Consider the following 19,378-nt stretch of genomic DNA (forward strand, 5'->3'; position numbering starts at 1 on the left):
ATCAGCGACTCATCGGGCCTTCACGGGCCGCACCTAGCGTCATCCGTGCCGCCAGACGGGCGGCCGCGGATGACGACAGGAGATGTGACATGGGTGGTTCCGGACGTACGAAGGGCATCGCGATCCTGCTGGCTCTGCTCCTCGTGCCCACCGTGGGAATCGGCGCCTGGGCCGCGGCGCGAGGCGGTGACGGTCCGCGCGTCGAGGACTCGGCCGTGCAGCTGCAGGAGCCGCGGACCGCGGACGACGTGGACGAGCGGGACGACACGGACGACGTGGACGAGCGGGACGACGACCAGGCCGACGCTGAGGACCAGGCCGACGCTGAGGACCGGGACGACGCCGATGCCGGGGACGACGCTGAGGACCGGGACGACGCTGATGACGGGGACGACGTCGATGACGGGGACGACGACTGACGGAACCGATGGCGAGGCTTGAGGGCGCGGGCGGCCCGGCGCTCACCCGGCGCCCGCGCCTGGCCCGCGGGACGATCGTGGGCGAGCCCCACCCGCGTGCCCAGCAGGCCGGAGGCCAGCACCGCGAGCACGACCGCTCCTGCGGCGAGCACCGCGCCGGGACGCCGGACGACGCCGGCGGCGATGCGGCCCCACACCCCGTCGGGGCGCTCGTCCCCGGCGCGGGGGACGAACGGCCAGAACGCGCGCCGCCCGGCCATCGCGAGGACCGCGGGGAGGACGAGCAGCACGGCGGCGAGGGCGACGAGCAGCCCGACCGCACCGGCCAGACCCAGCCCGCGGGTGCCGGGGACGGTCGCGAGGAGGAGGGTGACGAGCGCGAGGACGACCGTGAGGTTGCTGGCGACGATCGCGGGAGCCGTGCGGCGCCACGCCACCGCGAGCGCGGCGCGGTGATCGGTGTGCGTGCGCAGCTCGTCGCGGTAGCGGGAGATGAGCAGGAGGGCGTAGTTCGTCCCCGCGCCGAACACGAGGACGCTGACGATGCCCGCGTCGAACGACAGCCCGCTCGCCTGACCGACGGCCGCGGTGACCCGGACGGCCACCTGGTCGGCGACCGCCACGACCGTGAGCGGGAGGATCCACAGGATCGGGGAGCGGTAGGTGAGCAGGAGCAGGAGGGCGACAACCCCGACCGTCACGAGGAGGAGTGTGACGTTCGCCCCGTCGAAGGACGACGCGAGATCGGCGCCGAAGGCCGGCCCGCCCGTGACCTGCACCGTCAGCCCGTCCGGCGCCGCCGCGGCGACGTCGGCGCGGATCGCCCTCACCGTCTCGGCGGTCTCGGAGCCGTCCCGGCCGAGCGTCACGTCCCGGGTGACGACGACCGCCCTGCCGTCCTCCGACCGCTGCGGCCGGTCACCGAGCGCGGTCATCGCAGCGACGTCGTCCGCCGTGAGCCGGCCCCCGTCGTCCCGCGTCCCGACGGGAAGGACCGGTGCACGCCCGGCGTCGGGGAAGTGCGTGAGCCGCTCGGCGACGACGGCGGACTCCGCGGAGCCGGGGAAGGCGTCACCGCGCGGCGGCACCTCGGCCGAGCGCATCGCGCCCGAGACGAGGATGGTCGCGAGGACGAAGAGGAGGACCGCGACCCGCGCCCCCCACCGGGAGGTGAGACGCGCCGCCAGGCCGGTGGACGCGGTCTCGGGGGGCGGTGCGACGGACGACGCGGTGGTCGGGGCAGGGGTGCGGGTCATGCCCCCGAGTCCATCCGGAGCGACCCCCGGCGCACATCACGCGACGGATGGGACCGGGAATCAACCGAACGATGGACCCCGTCCTCCGCCGCGGGGCCACGCCGCGCGAGCGCGGTGCCACCGACGAACGCCCTAGGCTTGGCCGGTGCCCTCCCTCGACGACCTGCTCGCCGCCGCCGTCGGCGGGGTCGGGGGGACGACCCGCGCCGGGCAGGTCGAGATGGCCCACGCCGTGGAGCGCGCGATCGGCACGCAGACCCACCTGCTCGTCCAGGCCGGCACGGGCACGGGCAAGTCCCTCGCCTACCTCGTCCCGTCGATCGCCCACGCGGTCGCGACGAGCCGGCCGGTCGTCGTCGCCACCGCGACGATCGCCCTCCAGGCCCAGATCGTCGACCGGGACCTGCCGCGGATCGCCGACGCGCTCGCGGGCCTGCTCGGTCGGCGCCCGACCTTCGCGATCGTCAAGGGACGGCGCAACTACGTCTGCGTCAACAAGCTCGCCGGGGGCTTCCCCGACGACGAGGACGGTCTCTTCGCCGTCGGCGACGCGGACGAGCGCGCCGGCCGGATCGGCCAGGAGGTGGTCCGCCTGCGGGAGTGGGCGGAGGAGACGGAGTCGGGCGACCGGGACGAGCTCGTCCCCGGCGTGTCCGAGCGCGCCTGGCGGCAGGTGTCCGTCAGCGCCGCCGAGTGCCTCGGGCAGCGCTGCCCGATGGTCGCCGAGTGCTTCGTCGAGCGGTCCCGCGAGGCCGCCCGGGACGTCGACGTCATCGTCACCAACCACTCCTTCATGGCGATCGACGCCTTCGAGGGGCGCCACCTCCTGCCCGAGCACGACGTCCTCGTCGTCGACGAGGCGCACGAGCTCGTCGACCGCGTGACGTCGACGGTGACCGACGAGCTCACCGGTGCGGCCGTGCGGACGGCGACGAAGAAGGTGCGGCGCCTCGTCGACTCCGTCGAGGGCCTCGAGGACGCGGGGGAGCGGCTCGAGGCCGCGCTCGACGACCTGCCCGAGGGACGGCTCGCCCGCGGGATCCCCGATGCGCTCGGGCTGACCCTCTCCGGTGTCCTCGAGGCGAGCCGGGCGCTGCTCACCGAGCTCAAGGGCGAGAAGGACACCGACGGTGCCCGGCAGGCCGCACGGGCGGCGCTGTCGGACCTGCACGACATCACCGACCGCCTCCTGGGCGGCCGGGAGCTCGACGTCGCGTGGATCACCCGGGACCAGTACCGCGGGTCCGTCCTGCGGGTCGCGCCGATGAGCGTGGCGATGGCCGTGCGGGACCACGTGTTCGGCGACCGGACGGTCGTCCTCACCTCGGCGACGATCGAGCTCGGCGGCACCTTCGACGCCGTCGCGGGGACGATCGGGCTGCGTGGCGAGGGTGCCCCGGAGTGGACGGGCCTCGACGTCGGCAGCCCGTTCGACTACCCCACCCAGGGGATCGCCTACGTCGCCCGGCACCTGCCGCCGCCGGGGCGGGACGGCACGCCGCCGGAGGTGCTCGACGAGATCGAGGCCCTCGTGCGCGCAGCGGGCGGGCGCACCCTCGGGCTGTTCTCGTCGATGCGGGCGGCCCGCGCGGCGGCGGAGGCGATGCGCGAGCGGTTCGGCGACGACATCCCGGTGCTCCTCCAGGGCGAGGACCAGGTGACGACGCTCGTGCGGCAGTTCGCCCGCGAGCCGCGCACGGTCCTGTTCGGGACGATGACCCTGTGGCAGGGCGTCGACGTGCCCGGCAGCGCCTGCCAGCTCGTCATCATCGACCGGATCCCCTTCCCGCGCCCGGACGATCCGCTCGCCTCGGCCCGGACCGAGGCGATCGGCCGGATGGGCGGCAACGGCTTCATGGCGGTCTCGGCCACGTACGCCGCGCTCCGGCTCGCCCAGGGCGCAGGTCGCCTCGTCCGGCGCTCGAGCGACAGGGGTGTCGTCGCCTTCCTCGACCCGCGGATGATCACGGCCCGCTACGCCGGCTTCCTCCAGAAGTCGGTCCCCCCGTTCTGGCCGACGACCGACCGTGCGCTCGTCCTGGGCGCTCTCGAGCGGCTGGACGCCACGGCGGACGAGGTCGTGGCCGTGGCCGAGCCCGGTCGGCGGGCCATCGGCGGCGCGCCCGACCTCCAGCGCGAGCACCCGGCCCCGGCCGCCACGGAGATGCCGCCGGACGGCCACACGTGGACGGACGACGCCGACGAGGAGCTGCGGGACGGGGTCGACCTCGGGCTCGACCTCGACGAGCTGAGCGAGAGCCTCGAGCTGCCCGCGGCGGTCATCGAGGCCCGGCTGGTCGAGCTCGGCCTCACCCTCGCCACCTCCTGAGTCGGGCCCGGCGCCGTCGGTGGCCCGTGGCAGGGTGGCCCCCGTGGACGACGTCGTGGAGGTGCGCAGCGGAGTGCCGCCGCTCGTGCTCGTGTCCGGGCCCGAGCCGGTGCTCGCCGACCGCGCGCTCGAGCAGGTGACGCAGGACGTCCGCCTCGCAGACCCGCAGGTGGAGGTCGTCCACCTCCACGCCGCCGGGTACGAGGAGGGTGCGCTCACCCTCGAGGCGAGCCCCTCCCTCTTCGGCGAGGCGAAGCTCGTCATCGTCCACGACCTCGACGAGGCGCCCGACGCCCTCCAGACCGATCTCCTCGCGTACCTCGCGGACCCGCCCTCGGAGGTGACGCTCGTCGTCACCCACAAGTCCGGCAACCGGGGCAAGAAGGTCCTCGACGGGCTGAAGAAGGCTCGAGCCAGGGTCATCGAGGCGCCGGCGATGAAGTCCGACCGGGACAAGTCGGAGTTCGTCGCGAACGAGTTCCGCCGCGGCCGCCGGCGGATCACCCCGGACGCGGTCGCCGCGCTCGTCCAGGCGGTCGGCTCGGACACGCGCGAGCTCGCCTCCGCCTGCCAACAGCTCCTCGACGACACGACGGGGACCGTCGACGAGGACGTCGTCCTGCGCTACCACGGCGGCAAGGTCGAGGCCACGGGCTTCCAGGTCGCCGACGCCGCCGTCACGGGCGACGCCCCCGAGGCGTTGCGGCTCCTGCGGCACGCGCTCGCCGTCGGGGTCGACCCGGTGCCGATCGTGGCCGTGCTCGCCCTCAAGCTCCGCCAGCTGGCCAAGGTGGGAGCGGCGGGCAGCGGCCGCTCGGCCGATCTCGCCCGTGACCTCGGCATGGCGCCGTGGCAGGTGGACCGGGCCCGACGGGACCTGCGCGGCTGGACCGGGGACGCGCTCGGCCGCTCGATCCAGGCCGTCGCCCAGGCCGACCACGACGTCAAGGGCAACGGCCGCGACCCCGTCTACGCCCTCGAGCGGGCCGTCCTGACGCTCGCCAAGGAGCACGCCGGCACAGCGCCTGGCCGTTGACTTTGGCCCAAGGCCGCCGCCCGGGTAGTCTGGTGCGTCGCGTGCGCGCCAGGTCGTGCGCGCACGAGAGCACGACCCGGACCACCTCTCCCACGGCATCCCCACGCCGGTCCCGAGGTGGTCTGCCGCCCTCTAACGGCACCGATCGACCGACAGAAAGCAACCCAGTGGCGAACATCAAGTCCCAGATCAAGCGGATCAAGACGAACGCGGTCCGCACCGAGCGCAACCGCGCGACCAAGTCGGAGCTCCGCACGTGGATCCGCAAGGTCCGCACCGCCGTCGAGGCGGGCGACGCCGACGCGGCCAAGGACGCGCTCAGGACCGCGACCAAGAAGCTCGACAAGGCCGTGAGCAAGGGCGTCATCCACGCCAACCAGGCCGCGAACAAGAAGTCCGCGCTCGCGAAGAAGGTCGCGTCGCTCTGACGGGCGTGACGACGACGAAGGCCCTCACCGGTTCCGGTGGGGGCCTTCGTCGTCGATGGGCGCCCCCGGGGGTGCCTGCGTCAGCCTCGGTGCTCGCGCAGCGCCTCGGCGACCTCGTCGAACCGGTCCCGGTCGAGCACGGCGCCCTCACGGCGGATCCCCGCGGGGTCGACGCGCACCACCCGGTGGATCGCCGCCTCGCTCGGCCGTCGGCGGGCGTCCCACGCCCCGGGCCCGACGTCCACCCACTCCCGACCCGCGCGCCGCTCCTGCTCCGCGTCCCGGTCGTGGTCCTTGCTCGTCAGCGGGACGCCGAGCAGCCACGGTCCGTCCCTGCCCACGAGGAGGACCGGACGGTCCTTCCCGCGGGAGTGGTCCTCCTCGTAGGGCACCCACGTCCACACGACCTCGCCCGGGTCCGGCCGTCCGTCGGGCGTCGGCGCCCAGTGCGCGTCGACGGGGCCGTCGTGGTCCCCGGGGTACGACGAACCGGGTGGTGGGCCGGTGACACGGCCTGCGCGCCGCGGCCGCGGCGCGGGAGCCTGCACGGGGCCTGCGACCCCCGGCGGCACGAGGCTGCGGCGTGCTCCGACGAGGAGCGCCCTGGCGAGACGGGTGAGCACGGCCCGAGGCTAGCGGCCGGGCAGGGTGAGCGGGCTCACGCCCGGCGTGCACGCCGTTCACCGAGCCGCAACCGGTGGGTCATCGGGATGAGATTAAGTACGGCCCCATGATCGAACGCCGCACATTCCTCGCCGGGTCCGCCGCAACGGCCGGCGTCGCCGCCCTCGCGACGTCCGTGGCCGCCCCCGCCGAGGCCGCCTCCCCCTTCCGGCACGGTGTCGCCTCCGGCGACCCGCTGCCCACCCGCGTCGTCCTCTGGACGCGCGTCACCCCCACCGAGGCGTCGACCCCGGGCTCCGGCCGCGGTCCCCGCGTCCTCGTGACCTGGCAGGTCTCGACGAGCTCCACCTTCCGGACGATCGCGGCCTCCGGCTCGATGTGGACCGGCCCCGAGCGCGACCACACGGTCAAGGTCGACGCCGGCGGTCTCAAGCCCGGCGTCCGCTACTGGTACCGGTTCCGCCTCAACGGGGTCACCTCCCCGGTCGGGCGCACGAAGACCGCCCCGGCGAAGACCGCCCACGTCGACCGCCTCCGGTTCGCGCTCGTCTCCTGCTCGAACTGGGAGGCCGGGTACTTCTCGGCCTACCGTCACCTCGCGGCTCGCGGGGACCTCGACGCGGTCCTCCACATGGGTGACTACATATACGAGTACGGAACCGGCGCCTACGCCGCCGGCGAGAACGGCGTCATCCGGGCCACGGTCCCGACGCACGAGATCATCACCCTCGCCGACTACCGGAAGCGCCACGCGCAGTACAAGACCGACGCCGACCTCAAGCGCCTGCACGCCCTCGTCCCGTGGATCACGACGTGGGACGACCACGAGTCGGCGAACAACTCGTGGTCCGGCGGCGCCGAGAACCACACCCCGGAGAAGGAGGGGTCGTGGGCAGCGCGCAAGGCGGCCGCCCAGACGGCCTACGACGAGTGGATGCCGGTCCGCCTCCAGGGCACGGCCGTCGTCGGTGACGGCGCCCGGATCTACCGCTCGTTCCAGTTCGGTCAGCTCGCCGACCTCTCGATGCTCGACCTGCGCAGCTACCGCACGGAGCAGCCGCTGCCGATCGAGTGGCAGAAGATCACCGACCCGAACCGCACGATCATGGGCAAGAGCCAGCTGTCCTGGCTCAAGGGCAAGCTGTCGGAGACGGACGCGACGTGGAAGCTCGTCGGCAACTCCGTCATGGTCACGCCGCTCGTCCTGGGTCGCCTCGACACGCAGATGCAGGAGTCGATCTCGCAGCTGACCGGCCAGACCCCGATGGACGGTCAGCCGTTCAACACCGACGCGTGGGACGGCTACCAGGCCGACCGGCGCGACCTCATCGACCACCTCGGCGACGAGGGCATCCAGAACACGATCTTCCTCACCGGCGATATCCACACCGGCTGGGCGTGCGAGCTCCCGTACAACACGGGCCGCTACCCGGCGACCGACAAGGTCGGCGTCGAGCTCGTCTGCGCGAGCGTGACGAGCGACAACGTCGACGACGCGCTCAAGGTCGCTCCGCGCACCCTGTCCCTGGCGGCCGAGGGCGTCCTCAAGGCCACCAACCCGTACGTGAAGTACGTCGACCTCGACAGCCACGGGTACTCGGTCCTCACCCTCACGCCGGGCAAGGCGCACATGGACTGGTACGTCCTGTCCGACCGGACGAAGAAGGACGCCACCTCGCGCTGGTCGCGCGGCTACGTCGTCAAGGCCGGCACCAACACCCTCCAGCGGGTCTGGGGGCCGTCGGCATGAGCGACTGCGGACACAGCACCACCGGTCTGACGCAGGAGGCCCGCGGGCTCGACCGCCGGCAGCTCCTCCGGCTCGCGGGCGCCGGCGGTACCGGCGTCCTCGTCTCGTCCGCGCTGGGGGAGACCCCGGCGGCGGCCGCGACCGCCGGGCAGCAGCGGGTCTACGTCGTCGTCACGGACGGTCTGCGGACCGACGAGATCACCCGGGAGCTGACCCCGACGCTGCACTCGCTGCGCTCGGGCGGCACGTGGTACCCGACGGCTCGCTCGATGCCCGTCATGGAGACCATCCCGAACCACGTGATGATGATGACCGGGGTCCGACCCGACCGGGGCGGCGTGCCGGCGAACAAGATCTACGACCGCGCCCTCGGCAAGACCCGCACCTGCGGGCAGCCGACGGACATCAAGGTCAAGACGGTCATCCAGCGACTGCGGGCCCGCGGCCTGCGGACGGCCACGGTCCTGTCGAAGGAGTACCTGTACACGGTCTTCGGCACGCAGGCGAGCTACCGCTGGGAGCCGGAGCCGCTGAACCTCCTCACCCAGCACGCCCCGGACGCCGCGACGATGGAGGCGCTCCATGCCGTCGTCGACCGGCTCGACCCGCACCTGACGTTCGTCAACCTCGGTGACATCGACCGCGTCGGGCACGTCGACATCGGTGGGGTGAGCAAGCTCCCGCTCATGCGGCGCGCGGCTCTGGCCAACACGGACAAGCTGCTCGGGAAGTTCGTCGCCCACCTCAAGGCGACCGGGCGCTGGGCGACCTCGACGATCATCGTCCTGGCCGACCACTCGATGGACTGGTCGGTCGCGACCAACGTCGTCTCCCTCGGCGCGCCGATCTGGTTCGACAAGACCCTGCGCGACAAGGTCGAGATCGCTCAGAACGGTGGCGCGGACCTGCTGTACTGGACCGGTCCCGCCGCCGAGAAGGCCGCTGGCCTCAAGCGGCTGCGCGAGGTCGTCCTCAAGCAGGCCGGCGTCCTGTCGGTGCACACGCCCGCCGAGCTGCGGCTGGGTTCCAAGGCCGGCGACCTCGTCGTCTACTGCAAGGCTGGCTGGCGGTTCGCGGACCCGACGGTCTTCCACAACCCGATTCCGGGCAACCACGGCCACCCGGTCACCGCGCCGATCCCGTTCTTCATCGCGGGTGGCTCGTCGAAGGTGGCCAAGCGGACGGTCCGCACCGGGTGGGCCCGCACGATCGACGTCGCCCCGACCATCGGCGCGATCTTCGGCCTCCCGGCGATCACCGGCGGGTACGACGGGGTCAACCGTCTCTGAGGCAGGCGAGCACCTGCACGGGACGTGAGCCGGCGATGAGGGAATCCTCATCGCCGGCTCACGCGTCCCTCATCGAGGCCACCTAGCGTCGTCGACGAGCGCCCGGAGCACACGGCCGAGGGCACGTCGAAGGAGCACCACCATGAAGCGTCTCGTCACCGCCGCCTCCGTCGTCGCCCTCGCGGGCGCCGGTCTCGTCGCCGCCGGTGGTCCGGCTGCCGCCGACGACCGCCGCTGCACCGGGCGCATCTCGAGCCGGACGATCGACGGCAACCTCGTCGTCCCCGCGGGCGCGACGTGCGCCGTGAACAGCCTCAAGGTCAAGGGCAACGTCATCGTCAACCGGGGCGGCACCTTCACGAGCTACAACTCGACCGTCGAGGGGAACGTCCAGGCCGAGGGCCACAAGTACGTGCGGTACACCTACGGCTGGGTCGACGGCGACATCCAGCTCGAGCAGGGGTACTCCCACCACCTGCGCAATGCGTTCGTCGACGGCAACATCCAGCTCGAGTCGAACCGCGGAAGCGGCCAGAACGTCATCCGCTCGCGGACGGACGGTGACATCCAGGTCTTCTCGAACCGGTCGGGCCGCCCGACCATCTACGGCAACCGCGTCGGCGGGAACCTGCAGTGCAAGAGCAACAACCCCGCCCCGCGGGGCTGGGACAACATCGTCCGGGGCAACAAGGAGGGCCAGTGCTCCCGCCTCTGACCTGACCGCCGTCGGCCCCGTCGCGCCCGCGACGGGGCCGACGTGCGTCCTGGGAGGATGTCCCGGATCCCCGCCCGCCGACCCAGAGGCTGACCCCGCCCGTGCCCCAGACGACGACGGCCCACCGGCCGAACGCCACCCCCCCGGAGCAGATCCGCAACTTCTGCATCATCGCCCACATCGACCACGGCAAGTCGACGCTGGCGGACCGCATGCTGCAGATCACCGGGGTCGTCGAGGAGCGCAAGATGCGCGCCCAGTACCTCGACCGGATGGACATCGAGCGCGAGCGCGGCATCACCATCAAGTCCCAGGCCGTCCGCATGCCGTGGTCGGTCACGCGACCCGACGGCACGGACGAGGTCTTCGCCCTCAACATGATCGACACCCCCGGGCACGTCGACTTCACCTACGAGGTCTCCCGCTCGCTCGCCGCGTGCGAGGGCGCGATCCTCCTCGTCGACGCGGCCCAGGGGATCGAGGCTCAGACGCTCGCCAACCTCTATCTCGCGATGGAGAACGAGCTGACGATCATCCCCGTCCTCAACAAGATCGACCTCCCGGCGGCGCAGCCGGAGAAGTTCGCCGAGGAGCTCGCCGGGCTCATCGGGTGCGAGCCGGAGGACTGCCTGCGGGTGTCGGGCAAGACGGGCGAGGGCGTCGAGCCCCTGCTCGACGAGATCGTCCGCCAGCTGCCGCCGCCCGTCGGTGACCCCGACGCTCCGTCGCGGGCGATGATCTTCGACTCGGTGTACGACAACTACCGCGGCGTCGTCACCTACGTCCGGGTCGTCGACGGCAACCTCAACCCGCGCGAGCGCATCTCGATGATGTCGACCCGCGCGACCCACGAGCTGCTCGAGATCGGCGTCATCTCGCCGGAGATGAACCCCAGCGACGGGCTCGGCGTCGGCGAGGTGGGGTACCTCATCACCGGGGTGAAGGACGTCCGCCAGTCCAAGGTCGGCGACACCGTGACGAACGAGCGCCACCCCGCGGCCGAGGCCCTCGGTGGCTACCGCGACCCGAAGCCCATGGTCTTCTCCGGCCTGTACCCGATCGACGGCTCCGACTACCCGGCGCTGCGGGACGCGCTCGACAAGCTCAAGCTCAACGACGCCGCGCTCGTCTACGAGCCGGAGACGTCCGCGGCCCTCGGCTTCGGCTTCCGGTGCGGCTTCCTCGGCCTGCTCCACCTCGAGATCGTCCGGGAACGGCTCGAGCGGGAGTTCGACCTCGACCTCATCTCGACCCAGCCGAACGTCGTCTACGACGTGACCATGGACGACGGCACCGAGCTGCACGTGACGAACCCCAGCGAGTTCCCGTACGGCAAGGTCGCCGAGGTGCGTGAGCCGGTCGTCAAGGCGACGATCCTCGCCCCGAGCGAGTTCATCGGTGCGATCATGGAGCTCTGCCAGGGCAAGCGCGGCCAGCTCGGGGGGATGGACTACCTGTCCGAGGACCGCGTCGAGATGCGGTACACCCTGCCGCTGGCGGAGATCGTCTTCGACTTCTTCGACCAGCTGAAGTCCCGCACGCGTGGGTACGCCTCCCTCGACTACCAGGAGGCCGGCGACCAGGCGGCGGACCTCGTCAAGGTCGACATCCTGCTCCAGGGCGAGACCGTCGACGCGTTCAGCGCGATCGTCCACAAGGACAAGGCGTACGCCTACGGCGTGATGATGGCCGGCAAGCTCAAGGACCTCATCCCGCGCCAGCAGTTCGAGGTGCCGATCCAGGCAGCGATCGGCGCCCGGGTGATCGCCCGGGAGAACATCCGCGCCATCCGCAAGGACGTCCTGGCCAAGTGCTACGGCGGCGACATCTCCCGCAAGCGCAAGCTCCTCGAGAAGCAGAAGGAGGGCAAGAAGCGGATGAAGAACATCGGGACGGTCGAGGTCCCGCAGGAGGCCTTCATCGCGGCGCTGTCCTCGGACGACTCGGCGGGCAAGGACAGGAAGTGACCCAGTAGGGTCGTCCTGTGCCCGACACCTACGCCCTGTACCGCCGTCTGGCCCGCCTCCCGCGCGGGCGGGCGATCTTCTCGGCGTTCTACGCCAATGCCGCACCGTACTTCTGGACCGTCCGCCCCGCGGTCGTCGATGTCCGGCCGCATCACGCGGAGCTGACGATCCGGAAGCGACGCGCCGTCCTCAACCACATCGGCACGATCCACGCGATCGCGGTGTGCAACGGCCTCGAGGCGGCGATGGGGCTGCTCGCCGAGGCGAGCGTGCCCGCCGGGCGCCGCTGGATCCCCATCGGGATGGACGTGCGCTACCTCGCGAAGGCGAGCACCGACCTGGCGTGCCTCGCTGAGACCGACCCGGCGGACTGGGAGGCGACCGGCGAGGTCCCGGTGCGGGTGCGGGCCACCCGGGCGGACGGCACCGTCGTCGTCGAGGGGACGATCACCATCCGCGTGTCCGACAAGCCCGCCCGGGTCTGACCCTCAGTTCACGAGGCTGGTCCGCAACCGCTCGAGCTGGGCGTCGTCCCAGCCGTGCTCGCGCAGCCACCCGGCGGCGCCGCCGTGGTCGTTCGCGAGCGTCTCGAGGATCGCGGCCATGACGGCAGGCTTGGGGGTCTGCTCGTCGATCGAGCGCTCGACGAGGCTCTCGGAGTACGGGGCCACGTGGCGCAGGCGGTCGATGATCGCCTCGATCCGCTCGGCGCTCGCCGCGTAGTCCGCGACGATGACCTCGTCCGGCACCCCGACGGCCGACAGGGCGAGACCGACGACGGTTCCCGTCCGGTCCTTGCCGGCGGCGCAGTGGACGAGGGTCCCGCCCGCGCTCGCCGCCACGACCTCGAGGGCTCCGCAGACCGAGTCGGGGCGGTCCCCGAGGTACCCCAGGTAGTGCTCGCGCCAGTAGGACTCCCGCGAGCGCTGCTCACCGGTGGCCTTCTCGAGCCAGGGCATCGCGAGCGCCTCCTCGACGGTGACCTCGCGGTCGTCGTCCCGCAGGAAGCTGTGGTGGTGGTGGGCCAGCTCGGTCTCGCGCAGCGGGCCCGGACCGGTCAGCGCGACCTCCTTGTGGCTGCGGAGGTCGACGACGTCAGTGATGCCGATCTCCTCGAGGAGGTGGCGGACGTCCGAGACCGACAGGTCCTGGAGGTTGTCGGACCGGATGAGGCGGTGCCGTCGCGTGGTCCGGCCGTCGTGGGTGGGCAGCCCGCCCAGGTCGCGCATGTTGACGACGCCATCGAGCGCCATCCACCGTCCGTCAGCCATGCCCCGACCCTACGAGACCCGGGTGGCCGCCATCTGAACGGACTGCGACGATGGGCCGATGCCCAGCCAGCCCTCGCCCGGCGATCCCGCCCCCGACGACGGGGCGCTGCCCGCCGGTTCGCTCGCAGGGCTCGGGACGCGGCCCTTCGGGGTCTACCTCCACGTGCCGTTCTGCCGGGTCCGCTGCGGCTACTGCGACTTCAACACGTACGCGCCCGGCGATCTCGGCAGCGGCGCCGGGAACGACCCCGGTGCGTGGGCCGGGAACGCGCTCGCCGAGCTCGACCTCGCCGCCCGCGTCCTCGGTGGCGCTGCCCCGCCCGCGGCGACGGTGTTCGTCGGGGGCGGCACCCCCACGCTCCTGCCGGTCGCCGACCTCGCGCGTGTCATCCGCGGCGTGCGTGATCGTTTCGGCCTCGAGGCCGACGTCGAGGTGACCACGGAGGCCAACCCCGACACGATCACCCCGGCCGTGGCGCAGGATCTCGCTGAGGCGGGCTTCACCCGGGTCAGCCTTGGGATGCAGTCCTCGGTACCGGGCGTGCTGCGAGTCCTCGACCGGACGCACGACCCCGCGGGCGTGGCCCGGGCCGTCACTGCGCTCCGGGGCGCCGGGCTCGCAGTGAGCCTCGACCTCATCTATGGCACGCCGGGGGAGTCGCTGGGGGACTGGCGGTGCTCCCTGCAGGACGCACTCGCGCTCGAACCGGACCACGTCAGCGCCTACGCGCTCGTCGTCGAGGACGGCACCGGGCTGGCGCGCCGGGTCGCCCGCGGCGAGGTGCCCATGCCGGACGACGACGACGAGGCCGACAAGTACGAGCTCGCCGACGAGGTCCTGTCCGCAGCCGGCTTCGACTGGTACGAGGTGAGCAACTGGGCGCGCACCCCGGCCGACCGCTGCCGGCACAACCTCGGCTACTGGGGCGACGGTGACTGGTGGGGTGTCGGCCCGGGCGCGCACGGGCACGTCGGCGGGGTCCGCTGGTGGAACCACCGGCTGCCGGCCCGCTGGGCCCGGGCGTTGGCGGACGGTCGGTCGCCCGCCCAGGCCCGAGAGGTGCTCACCCCGCAGCAGCGCGCCGACGAACGCGTGCTGCTGGGGATCCGTCTCGCGGACGGGTTGCCGATCGACGACGTGCCGCCCGCGGGGCGCCCGGCGGTCGCCGCGCTCGTCGCCGACGGGCTCGTCGACGGGCGGGTCGTGCTCACGCGGCGCCGACTCGTCCTCACCCGGAGGGGGCGGTTGCTCACCGACACGGCCGTGCGCGCCCTCCTTGCGGGGGGCGCGCACGGCGGATGAGGCGGGCGGTGGGTCCGCCCGGGCCGATCAGGACTTGATCATCTCGGGTACGGGCATCCGGTACCACTCGCCCTTGTTCGCCTTGACGGCGCCGATGATCTCGAAGACGTAGTGGGCGATCATCGGGACGAACACGAGGATGATCCCGAAGCCGCACGTCACGAGCGCGATGATGCCGGTGATGACGTAGGCGATGAGCAGGACGATCTGCAGGTTCAGCGACTGGACGGCGTGGAACTTCACGAACCGGCTGCGCTCACCCATCGTCAGCATGACGATGAGGGGCGCGAGGAAGCCGAGGAAGAGCGACCCGACGTGGGTCAGCATGGCCCACTGGAGCTCTTCCTGCGGGTTCATCGGCAGCTGACCCGGTGCTGCCTGCGGGACGTACCCGGGCTGCCCGGGCCCGGGGTAGGCGCCCCCGGGCATCGGCTGCGCGGGAGCGGCCTGCGGGTAAGGCTGCTGGGCTCCGGCCGGGTCGTACGACGGCGCGGCCGGCGGGACGTACCCGGGCTGCGGTCCGGTTGGCGGGACGTACCCGGGCTGCGGTCCGGTTGGCGGGACGTACCCGGGCTGCGGCGGGGTGTCGGGCACCTGCTGCGCGGACGTGCCGTACGCAGGCGCCGAGGAGGCCGGCGCGGACGCGTCAGGAGCGGGGGGCGGGCTCGCCGCGGAGGCGCCGAGGCCGGCGGAGGGGTACGCGTCGGAGGTGCGGGGCGCGGCGATGCGGGTGGTCGGGTCCTCCTCGGGGAGGTGCTCGGTCGTGCCGTGCGAGGGCGTGCCGTTCGCCGTCTCCGCGGCGTGACCGAGCGCGTCGTGGCTGGACGCGGGCGCCGTCGGGTCCCGGTCGGACGGGCGGGTGCCGTCGAAGGAGTCGCTGCTCATGTCGTTCCCCTGACTGTCGAGTGCTTCCCCGCCAGCGTATCGGCTGCCCCCTCAGGGCGTGCCCGGGTCGGCGACGAAGTCGATGAGCTCCTCCACGCGGCCCAGCAACCCCGGCTCGAGGTCGGCGTAGCTGCGGACCGTGCCGAGGATCCGCTGCCACGCGTGGGCGACATCGGCCTGTGACCCGTGCGGCCAGCCGAGGTGGGTGCAGACGCCTTCCTTCCACGGGGTGCTGCGCGGGATCGTCGGCCACGAATCGAGACCGAGGCGTTCGGGGCGCACGGACTGCCACACGTCGACGTACGGGTGCCCGACGATGAGGACGTGCTCGGCGAGCGGGTGGCGGCGCGCCTCGGCGACGATCCGGGACTCCTTGCTGCCCGGCACGAGGTGGTCGACCAGGACGCCCATGCGCCGGTGCGCCGACGGCGCGAAGTCGTCGATGACCGCGCGGAGGTCGTCGACGCCGTCGAGCATCTCGACCACGACGCCCTCGACCCGCAGGTCGTCGCCCCACACCTTCTCGACGAGCTCGGCGTCGTGGCGGCCCTCGACGAAGATCCGGGAGGCGCGGGCGACCCTGGCCGGCGCGTCCCGGACCGCCACCGAGCCGCTCGCCGTGCGGGTGGGCGGCGCTGGCGGGGCCGAGGCGGGGGTCTGTCTCTTATACACATTCCCGAGCCCACGAGACGGACTCCTACCTCGCATGCCGCCTTCTGCTTGAAAAAAAAAAAAACCGACTCTTATACCCCTCTCCTCTCCCCCGCGCCTCGCCGCACCATCTTCTGCCGTCTTCTCCTTCCAACATACGATTGAAAAAAAAGACATAAATAGGACGAGCAAGNTCCTCGAGGTGCACGACCCACAGGCCACCCGCCCGCTCGCAGCGCACGACCGCCCCCACCCAACCGGTCTCGACCTCCTCGACGACGAGGCCCGGCTCGGCGGCGGTGGGGACCGAGGCCGGGCGGCCGGCGCGCCGCCAGTCGCCGGAGAGCGGGTCGCTCGCATACCTGTCGTGCATCCCGGCACGGTAACGAGCCGCCGCCGCTCCCGACCGGCGACATCCCGGGGAGGGCCGAGGGCGTAGGATTGGCACTCGCTACGGGTGAGTGCCAGCGCGACGACGGGACGGAGGCGAGATGAGCGAGGAGCGACGGATGCTCGTCCTGCGCGCCATCGTCGAGGACTACGTCGAGACGTCGGAACCCGTGGGTTCGCGCGCCCTCCTCGACCGCCACCAGCTCGGCGTCTCGGCGGCGACCGTGCGCAACGACATGGCGGCGCTGGAGGACCGGGGCCTCATCGTCGCGCCCCACACGAGTGCGGGGCGGGTTCCGACGGACGCGGGGTACCGCGCGTTCGTCGACGCGCTCTCGGAGCTCAAGCCCATGTCCCGCGCCGAGCGGAGCGCGATCAAGGAGTTCCTCGAGGGGGCCGTCGACCTCGACGACGTCGTCGACCGGACGGTGCGGCTGCTGTCGACCCTCACGCGCCAGGTCGCCGTCGTCCAGTACCCCACGCTGTCCACGTCGACGGTGCGGCACGTCGAGCTCGTGCCCATGGGGCCGCTGCGCCTGATGATCGTCCTCATCGTGGGCACCGGGCGGGTGGAGCAGCACGTCGTCCAGGTCCCGCTCGACCTCGAGTCCGACTCCGGCCGCGAGACGCTCGCCCGGGTGCGGGCCGACGTCAACGAGGCGACGAACGGGCTGCGCCTGCGCGACGCCGCCGGGAGGCTGTCCGGTCTCGCGGGACAGTCGCGACCGGCCGATGCGCCGTTCGTGCAGGTCGTCGTCGACGCCCTCGTCGACGCGCTCGCCCAGGAGCGCGAGACCCGGGTGACGATGGCGGGGACGGCCAACCTCGTCCGGCATCCGAACGACTTCCCCGAGTCGATCGAGCCGGTGCTCGACGCCCTCGAGCAGCACGTCGTCCTCCTGCGTCTGCTCGCGGCCGAGGGCCACCAGGACGCCGTGGCGGTGCGGATCGGCCGGGAGAACCCGGTGGCCGGGCTCCGTGGCACCTCTCTCGTCACCACCGGCTACGAGGCCGGGGGCGACCGCGCCGGTGGGCTCGGCGTCCTCGGGCCGACGCGGATGGACTACCCGACGACGATGTCGAGCGTCCGCGCGGTCGCCGCGTACCTCTCCCGCGTGCTCACCGACCGGTGACCGGCCCGCGCCCCCGACCAGCCGACCACTCCTGCGATCCAGAAGGACGTTCGTGAACGACTACTACGCCGACCTCGGCGTCGACCGCTCCGCCAGCCCCGAGGAGATCAAGCGCGCCTACCGACGCCTCGCCCGGACGCTCCACCCGGACGTCAACCAGGAACCCGACGCCGAGGACAGGTTCAAGAAGGTCTCGCAGGCCTACGACGTGCTGTCCGACCCGGAGAAGCGGCGGGCCTTCGACGCCGGCGCCGATCCGTACGCGAACGCCGCCGACGGGTTCGGCCAGGGCTTCACCTTCAGCGACATCATGGAGCAGTTCTTCGGGGCCGCGGCCGGTGCTGGCCGAGGCCCGCGGTCGCGGCAGGCGCGCGGGAACGACGGGCTCGCGCGGCTCGACATCTCGCTCGCGGACGCCGTGTTCGGTGCGGAGAAGGAGCTGTCGATCGACACGGCCGTCACGTGCGCGACCTGTCACGGCGACGGCGCGCAGCCCGGTACCGGCCGCCGCGTCTGCGAGGTCTGCGGCGGTGCCGGGGAGATCCAGCAGGTCCAGCGCAGCTTCCTCGGCCAGGTGATGACGAGCCGCCCGTGCGTCGCCTGCCAGGGGTTCGGCGAGGTCACGCCGAGCCCCTGCGTCGACTGCTCCGGCCACGGGCGGGTCCGCAGCCGCCGCACGATGACGATCCGTGTCCCCGCCGGTGTCGACACCGGCACCCGCATCCACCTCGCCGGCGAGGGCGAGGTCGGCCCGGGCGGCGGGCGGAACGGCGACCTGTTCGTCGAGCTGCACGTCGAGCCGCATCGCACGCTCCAGCGTCGCGGGAACGACCTCCACGGTTCGGTGACCGTACCGATGACCGCGGCGGCGCTCGGGGCGAGCCTGGAGTTCGACACCCTCGACGGGATCCAGCAGATCGACGTCCACCCCGGCACCCAGGCGGGGGAGACGATCACCCTCGACGGGCTCGGTGTCGGGCGGCTGCGCGGCGACGGCCGGGGAGACCTCGTCGTCCACGTCGACGTGCAGACCCCGACCAACCTCGACGACGCGCAGCGCGACCTGCTGCGCGACCTCGCCGCGATGCGGGGGGAGGAGCGCCCGAGGACGAGCCTGGCGTCGACGGACGGTGGCTTCTTCGGTCGGCTGCGTGGGGCCTTCAAGGGCCGCTGATGACGCTGCCCCTCTTCCTCCTCGACCCGGGTCGCGCGAGCGCTGCCCGGGTTGGTGGACCCGTCGTCCTCGACGGGGCGGAGGGGCGGCACGCGGTGACGGTGCGGCGCATCGGGGTGGGTGAGCGGGTCCTCCTCACCGACGGCCGTGGCCGCGTGCTCGAGGTCGAGGTGACCGGGACCGAGCCGACCGTGCTCACGAGCCGGGTCCTCGAGGCGCGCTCCGAGCCGGAGCCCCGGCCGCGGTTCGTCCTCGTCCAGGCCCTGGCCAAGGGCGGACGGGACGAGGACGCGATCGAGGCGTCGACCGAGCTCGGCGTCGACGAGGTTGTCCCGTGGCAGGCCGCCCGCAGCATCGTCCGGTGGCGGGGCGAGAAGGCCACGAAGGCGCTGGCGAAGTGGGAGTCCGTCGTCGTCGCCGCGGCGAAGCAGTCGCGCCGCGCTCGCGTCCCGGTCGTCTCGCCGGCAGTGACGACCGCGGAGGTCACCGCGCGCTGCAGACCCGGTGCCCTCGTCCTCGTCCTCCACGAGGACGCGTCCGAGCGACTCTCCGAGCTGCGGACCGACGACCTCGACAGGGTCGACGAGATCGACCTCGTCGTCGGACCGGAGGGCGGGATCGGTCCCGAGGAGCTCGAGGCTCTCGCCGCGGCGGGTGCACGTCCTGTGCGGCTCGGGCCGACGGTCCTGCGGACGTCGACCGCCGGCCCGGCGGCGCTCGCCGTGCTGGCCTCTCGGGTGCGGTGGTGAGCGGGGGAG

Annotated in this window: 16 protein-coding genes; 12 read left to right on the plus strand and 4 right to left on the minus strand. The window is 72.7% G+C overall.

Going from position 1 to position 19,378, the window contains the following annotated elements; genetic code table 11:
- Position 1: 1 nt before the first annotated feature.
- The gene (locus tag DAA34_RS07725) at positions 2 to 1,675 is read right to left on the minus strand and encodes an MMPL family transporter (protein WP_234354164.1); all 1,674 of its coding nucleotides are present in this window, start codon (positions 1,673 to 1,675) and stop codon (positions 2 to 4) included.
- Positions 1,676 to 1,820: 145 nt separating this feature from the next.
- On the opposite strand from DAA34_RS07725, the gene DAA34_RS07730 reads away from it, so the two are divergent.
- The 3 genes from DAA34_RS07730 to rpsT all read left to right on the plus strand — a co-directional run bounded on the left by DAA34_RS07730 (position 1,821) and on the right by rpsT (position 5,468).
- On the plus strand, positions 1,821 to 4,004 hold the full coding sequence (locus DAA34_RS07730; RefSeq protein WP_234354165.1) for an ATP-dependent DNA helicase: 2,184 nt from the start codon (positions 1,821 to 1,823) through the stop codon (positions 4,002 to 4,004).
- Between the two features lie 43 nt (positions 4,005 to 4,047).
- Complete coding sequence (holA, locus tag DAA34_RS07735; RefSeq protein ID WP_407657017.1) at positions 4,048 to 5,040, plus strand: DNA polymerase III subunit delta; 993 nt, start codon at positions 4,048 to 4,050, stop codon at positions 5,038 to 5,040.
- Positions 5,041 to 5,207: 167 nt separating this feature from the next.
- Positions 5,208 to 5,468 (plus strand): 30S ribosomal protein S20, encoded by a 261-nt coding sequence (gene rpsT / locus DAA34_RS07740; RefSeq protein ID WP_106818329.1) that lies wholly within the window; start codon positions 5,208 to 5,210, stop codon positions 5,466 to 5,468.
- A gap of 80 nt (positions 5,469 to 5,548) precedes the next feature.
- Here rpsT and DAA34_RS07745 read toward each other — a convergent pair whose 3' ends face one another.
- Entirely contained in the window at positions 5,549 to 6,091 is a 543-nt protein-coding gene (locus DAA34_RS07745; protein WP_106818330.1) for a type II toxin-antitoxin system PemK/MazF family toxin, read from the minus strand.
- A gap of 107 nt (positions 6,092 to 6,198) precedes the next feature.
- Here DAA34_RS07745 and DAA34_RS07750 point away from each other — a divergent pair, with 107 nt between their 5' ends.
- From DAA34_RS07750 to DAA34_RS07770, 5 genes are all read left to right on the plus strand, one after another.
- Positions 6,199 to 7,842 (plus strand): alkaline phosphatase D family protein, encoded by a 1,644-nt coding sequence (locus tag DAA34_RS07750; RefSeq protein ID WP_106818331.1) that lies wholly within the window; start codon positions 6,199 to 6,201, stop codon positions 7,840 to 7,842.
- Positions 7,839 to 9,131 (plus strand): alkaline phosphatase family protein, encoded by a 1,293-nt coding sequence (locus DAA34_RS07755; protein ID WP_106818332.1) that lies wholly within the window; start codon positions 7,839 to 7,841, stop codon positions 9,129 to 9,131. The genes DAA34_RS07750 and DAA34_RS07755 overlap by 4 nt, the downstream gene beginning before the upstream one ends.
- 142 nt (positions 9,132 to 9,273) lie before the next feature.
- Positions 9,274 to 9,846 carry a hypothetical protein gene (locus DAA34_RS07760; protein WP_106818333.1) on the plus strand — a complete coding sequence of 191 codons (573 nt, stop codon included), beginning with the start codon at positions 9,274 to 9,276 and terminating at the stop codon, positions 9,844 to 9,846.
- A gap of 101 nt (positions 9,847 to 9,947) precedes the next feature.
- A complete protein-coding gene (gene lepA / locus DAA34_RS07765) occupies positions 9,948 to 11,813 on the plus strand; it encodes a translation elongation factor 4 (protein WP_106818334.1) in 1,866 nt (621 codons plus the stop codon).
- Between the two features lie 17 nt (positions 11,814 to 11,830).
- On the plus strand, positions 11,831 to 12,298 hold the full coding sequence (locus tag DAA34_RS07770) for a hotdog fold domain-containing protein (RefSeq protein WP_106818335.1): 468 nt from the start codon (positions 11,831 to 11,833) through the stop codon (positions 12,296 to 12,298).
- A gap of 3 nt (positions 12,299 to 12,301) precedes the next feature.
- Here DAA34_RS07770 and DAA34_RS07775 read toward each other — a convergent pair whose 3' ends face one another.
- Positions 12,302 to 13,084, minus strand: a complete 783-nt coding sequence (locus DAA34_RS07775; RefSeq protein ID WP_106818336.1) for a tyrosine-protein phosphatase — start codon at positions 13,082 to 13,084, stop codon at positions 12,302 to 12,304.
- Between the two features lie 58 nt (positions 13,085 to 13,142).
- Between DAA34_RS07775 and hemW the strand changes: the two genes are divergently transcribed.
- Positions 13,143 to 14,387, plus strand: a complete 1,245-nt coding sequence (gene hemW / locus DAA34_RS07780; protein WP_106818337.1) for a radical SAM family heme chaperone HemW — start codon at positions 13,143 to 13,145, stop codon at positions 14,385 to 14,387.
- Between the two features lie 27 nt (positions 14,388 to 14,414).
- Here hemW and DAA34_RS07785 read toward each other — a convergent pair whose 3' ends face one another.
- On the minus strand, positions 14,415 to 15,272 hold the full coding sequence (locus DAA34_RS07785; RefSeq protein ID WP_106818338.1) for a DUF4870 domain-containing protein: 858 nt from the start codon (positions 15,270 to 15,272) through the stop codon (positions 14,415 to 14,417).
- Between the two features lie 1,142 nt (positions 15,273 to 16,414).
- Here DAA34_RS07785 and hrcA point away from each other — a divergent pair.
- Genes hrcA through DAA34_RS07810 form a run of 3 tightly spaced genes read left to right on the plus strand, consistent with a single transcriptional unit; the run spans position 16,415 to position 19,369 of the window.
- Complete coding sequence (gene hrcA / locus DAA34_RS07800; protein WP_106818341.1) at positions 16,415 to 17,446, plus strand: heat-inducible transcriptional repressor HrcA; 1,032 nt, start codon at positions 16,415 to 16,417, stop codon at positions 17,444 to 17,446.
- A gap of 52 nt (positions 17,447 to 17,498) precedes the next feature.
- The gene (gene dnaJ, locus DAA34_RS07805; RefSeq protein ID WP_106818342.1) at positions 17,499 to 18,620 is read left to right on the plus strand and encodes a molecular chaperone DnaJ; all 1,122 of its coding nucleotides are present in this window, start codon (positions 17,499 to 17,501) and stop codon (positions 18,618 to 18,620) included.
- Positions 18,620 to 19,369: a 16S rRNA (uracil(1498)-N(3))-methyltransferase gene (locus DAA34_RS07810; RefSeq protein WP_106818343.1), complete on the plus strand. Its 750-nt coding sequence runs from the start codon at positions 18,620 to 18,622 to the stop codon at positions 19,367 to 19,369. The genes dnaJ and DAA34_RS07810 overlap by 1 nt, the downstream gene beginning before the upstream one ends.
- The last annotated feature ends 9 nt before the right edge of the window (positions 19,370 to 19,378 follow it).

The organism is Janibacter massiliensis, from assembly GCF_900289115.1.
GTDB lineage: Bacteria > Actinomycetota > Actinomycetes > Actinomycetales > Dermatophilaceae > Janibacter_A > Janibacter_A massiliensis.

Bases quoted from the DNA above. Each gene is read 5' to 3' on its own strand.
- DAA34_RS07750 (WP_106818331.1), top strand. From the start codon at position 6,199: ATGATCGAACGCCGCACATTCCTCGCCGGGTCCGCCGCAACGGCCGGC.
- DAA34_RS07785 (WP_106818338.1), bottom strand. From the start codon at position 15,272: ATGAGCAGCGACTCCTTCGACGGCACCCGCCCGTCCGACCGGGACCCG.
- hrcA (WP_106818341.1), top strand. From the start codon at position 16,415: ATGAGCGAGGAGCGACGGATGCTCGTCCTGCGCGCCATCGTCGAGGAC.
- DAA34_RS07760 (WP_106818333.1), top strand. From the start codon at position 9,274: ATGAAGCGTCTCGTCACCGCCGCCTCCGTCGTCGCCCTCGCGGGCGCC.
- hemW (WP_106818337.1), top strand. From the start codon at position 13,143: ATGCCCAGCCAGCCCTCGCCCGGCGATCCCGCCCCCGACGACGGGGCG.
- DAA34_RS07755 (WP_106818332.1), top strand. From the start codon at position 7,839: ATGAGCGACTGCGGACACAGCACCACCGGTCTGACGCAGGAGGCCCGC.
- DAA34_RS07775 (WP_106818336.1), bottom strand. From the start codon at position 13,084: ATGGCTGACGGACGGTGGATGGCGCTCGATGGCGTCGTCAACATGCGC.
- DAA34_RS07810 (WP_106818343.1), top strand. From the start codon at position 18,620: ATGACGCTGCCCCTCTTCCTCCTCGACCCGGGTCGCGCGAGCGCTGCC.
- DAA34_RS07725 (WP_234354164.1), bottom strand. From the start codon at position 1,675: ATGACCCGCACCCCTGCCCCGACCACCGCGTCGTCCGTCGCACCGCCC.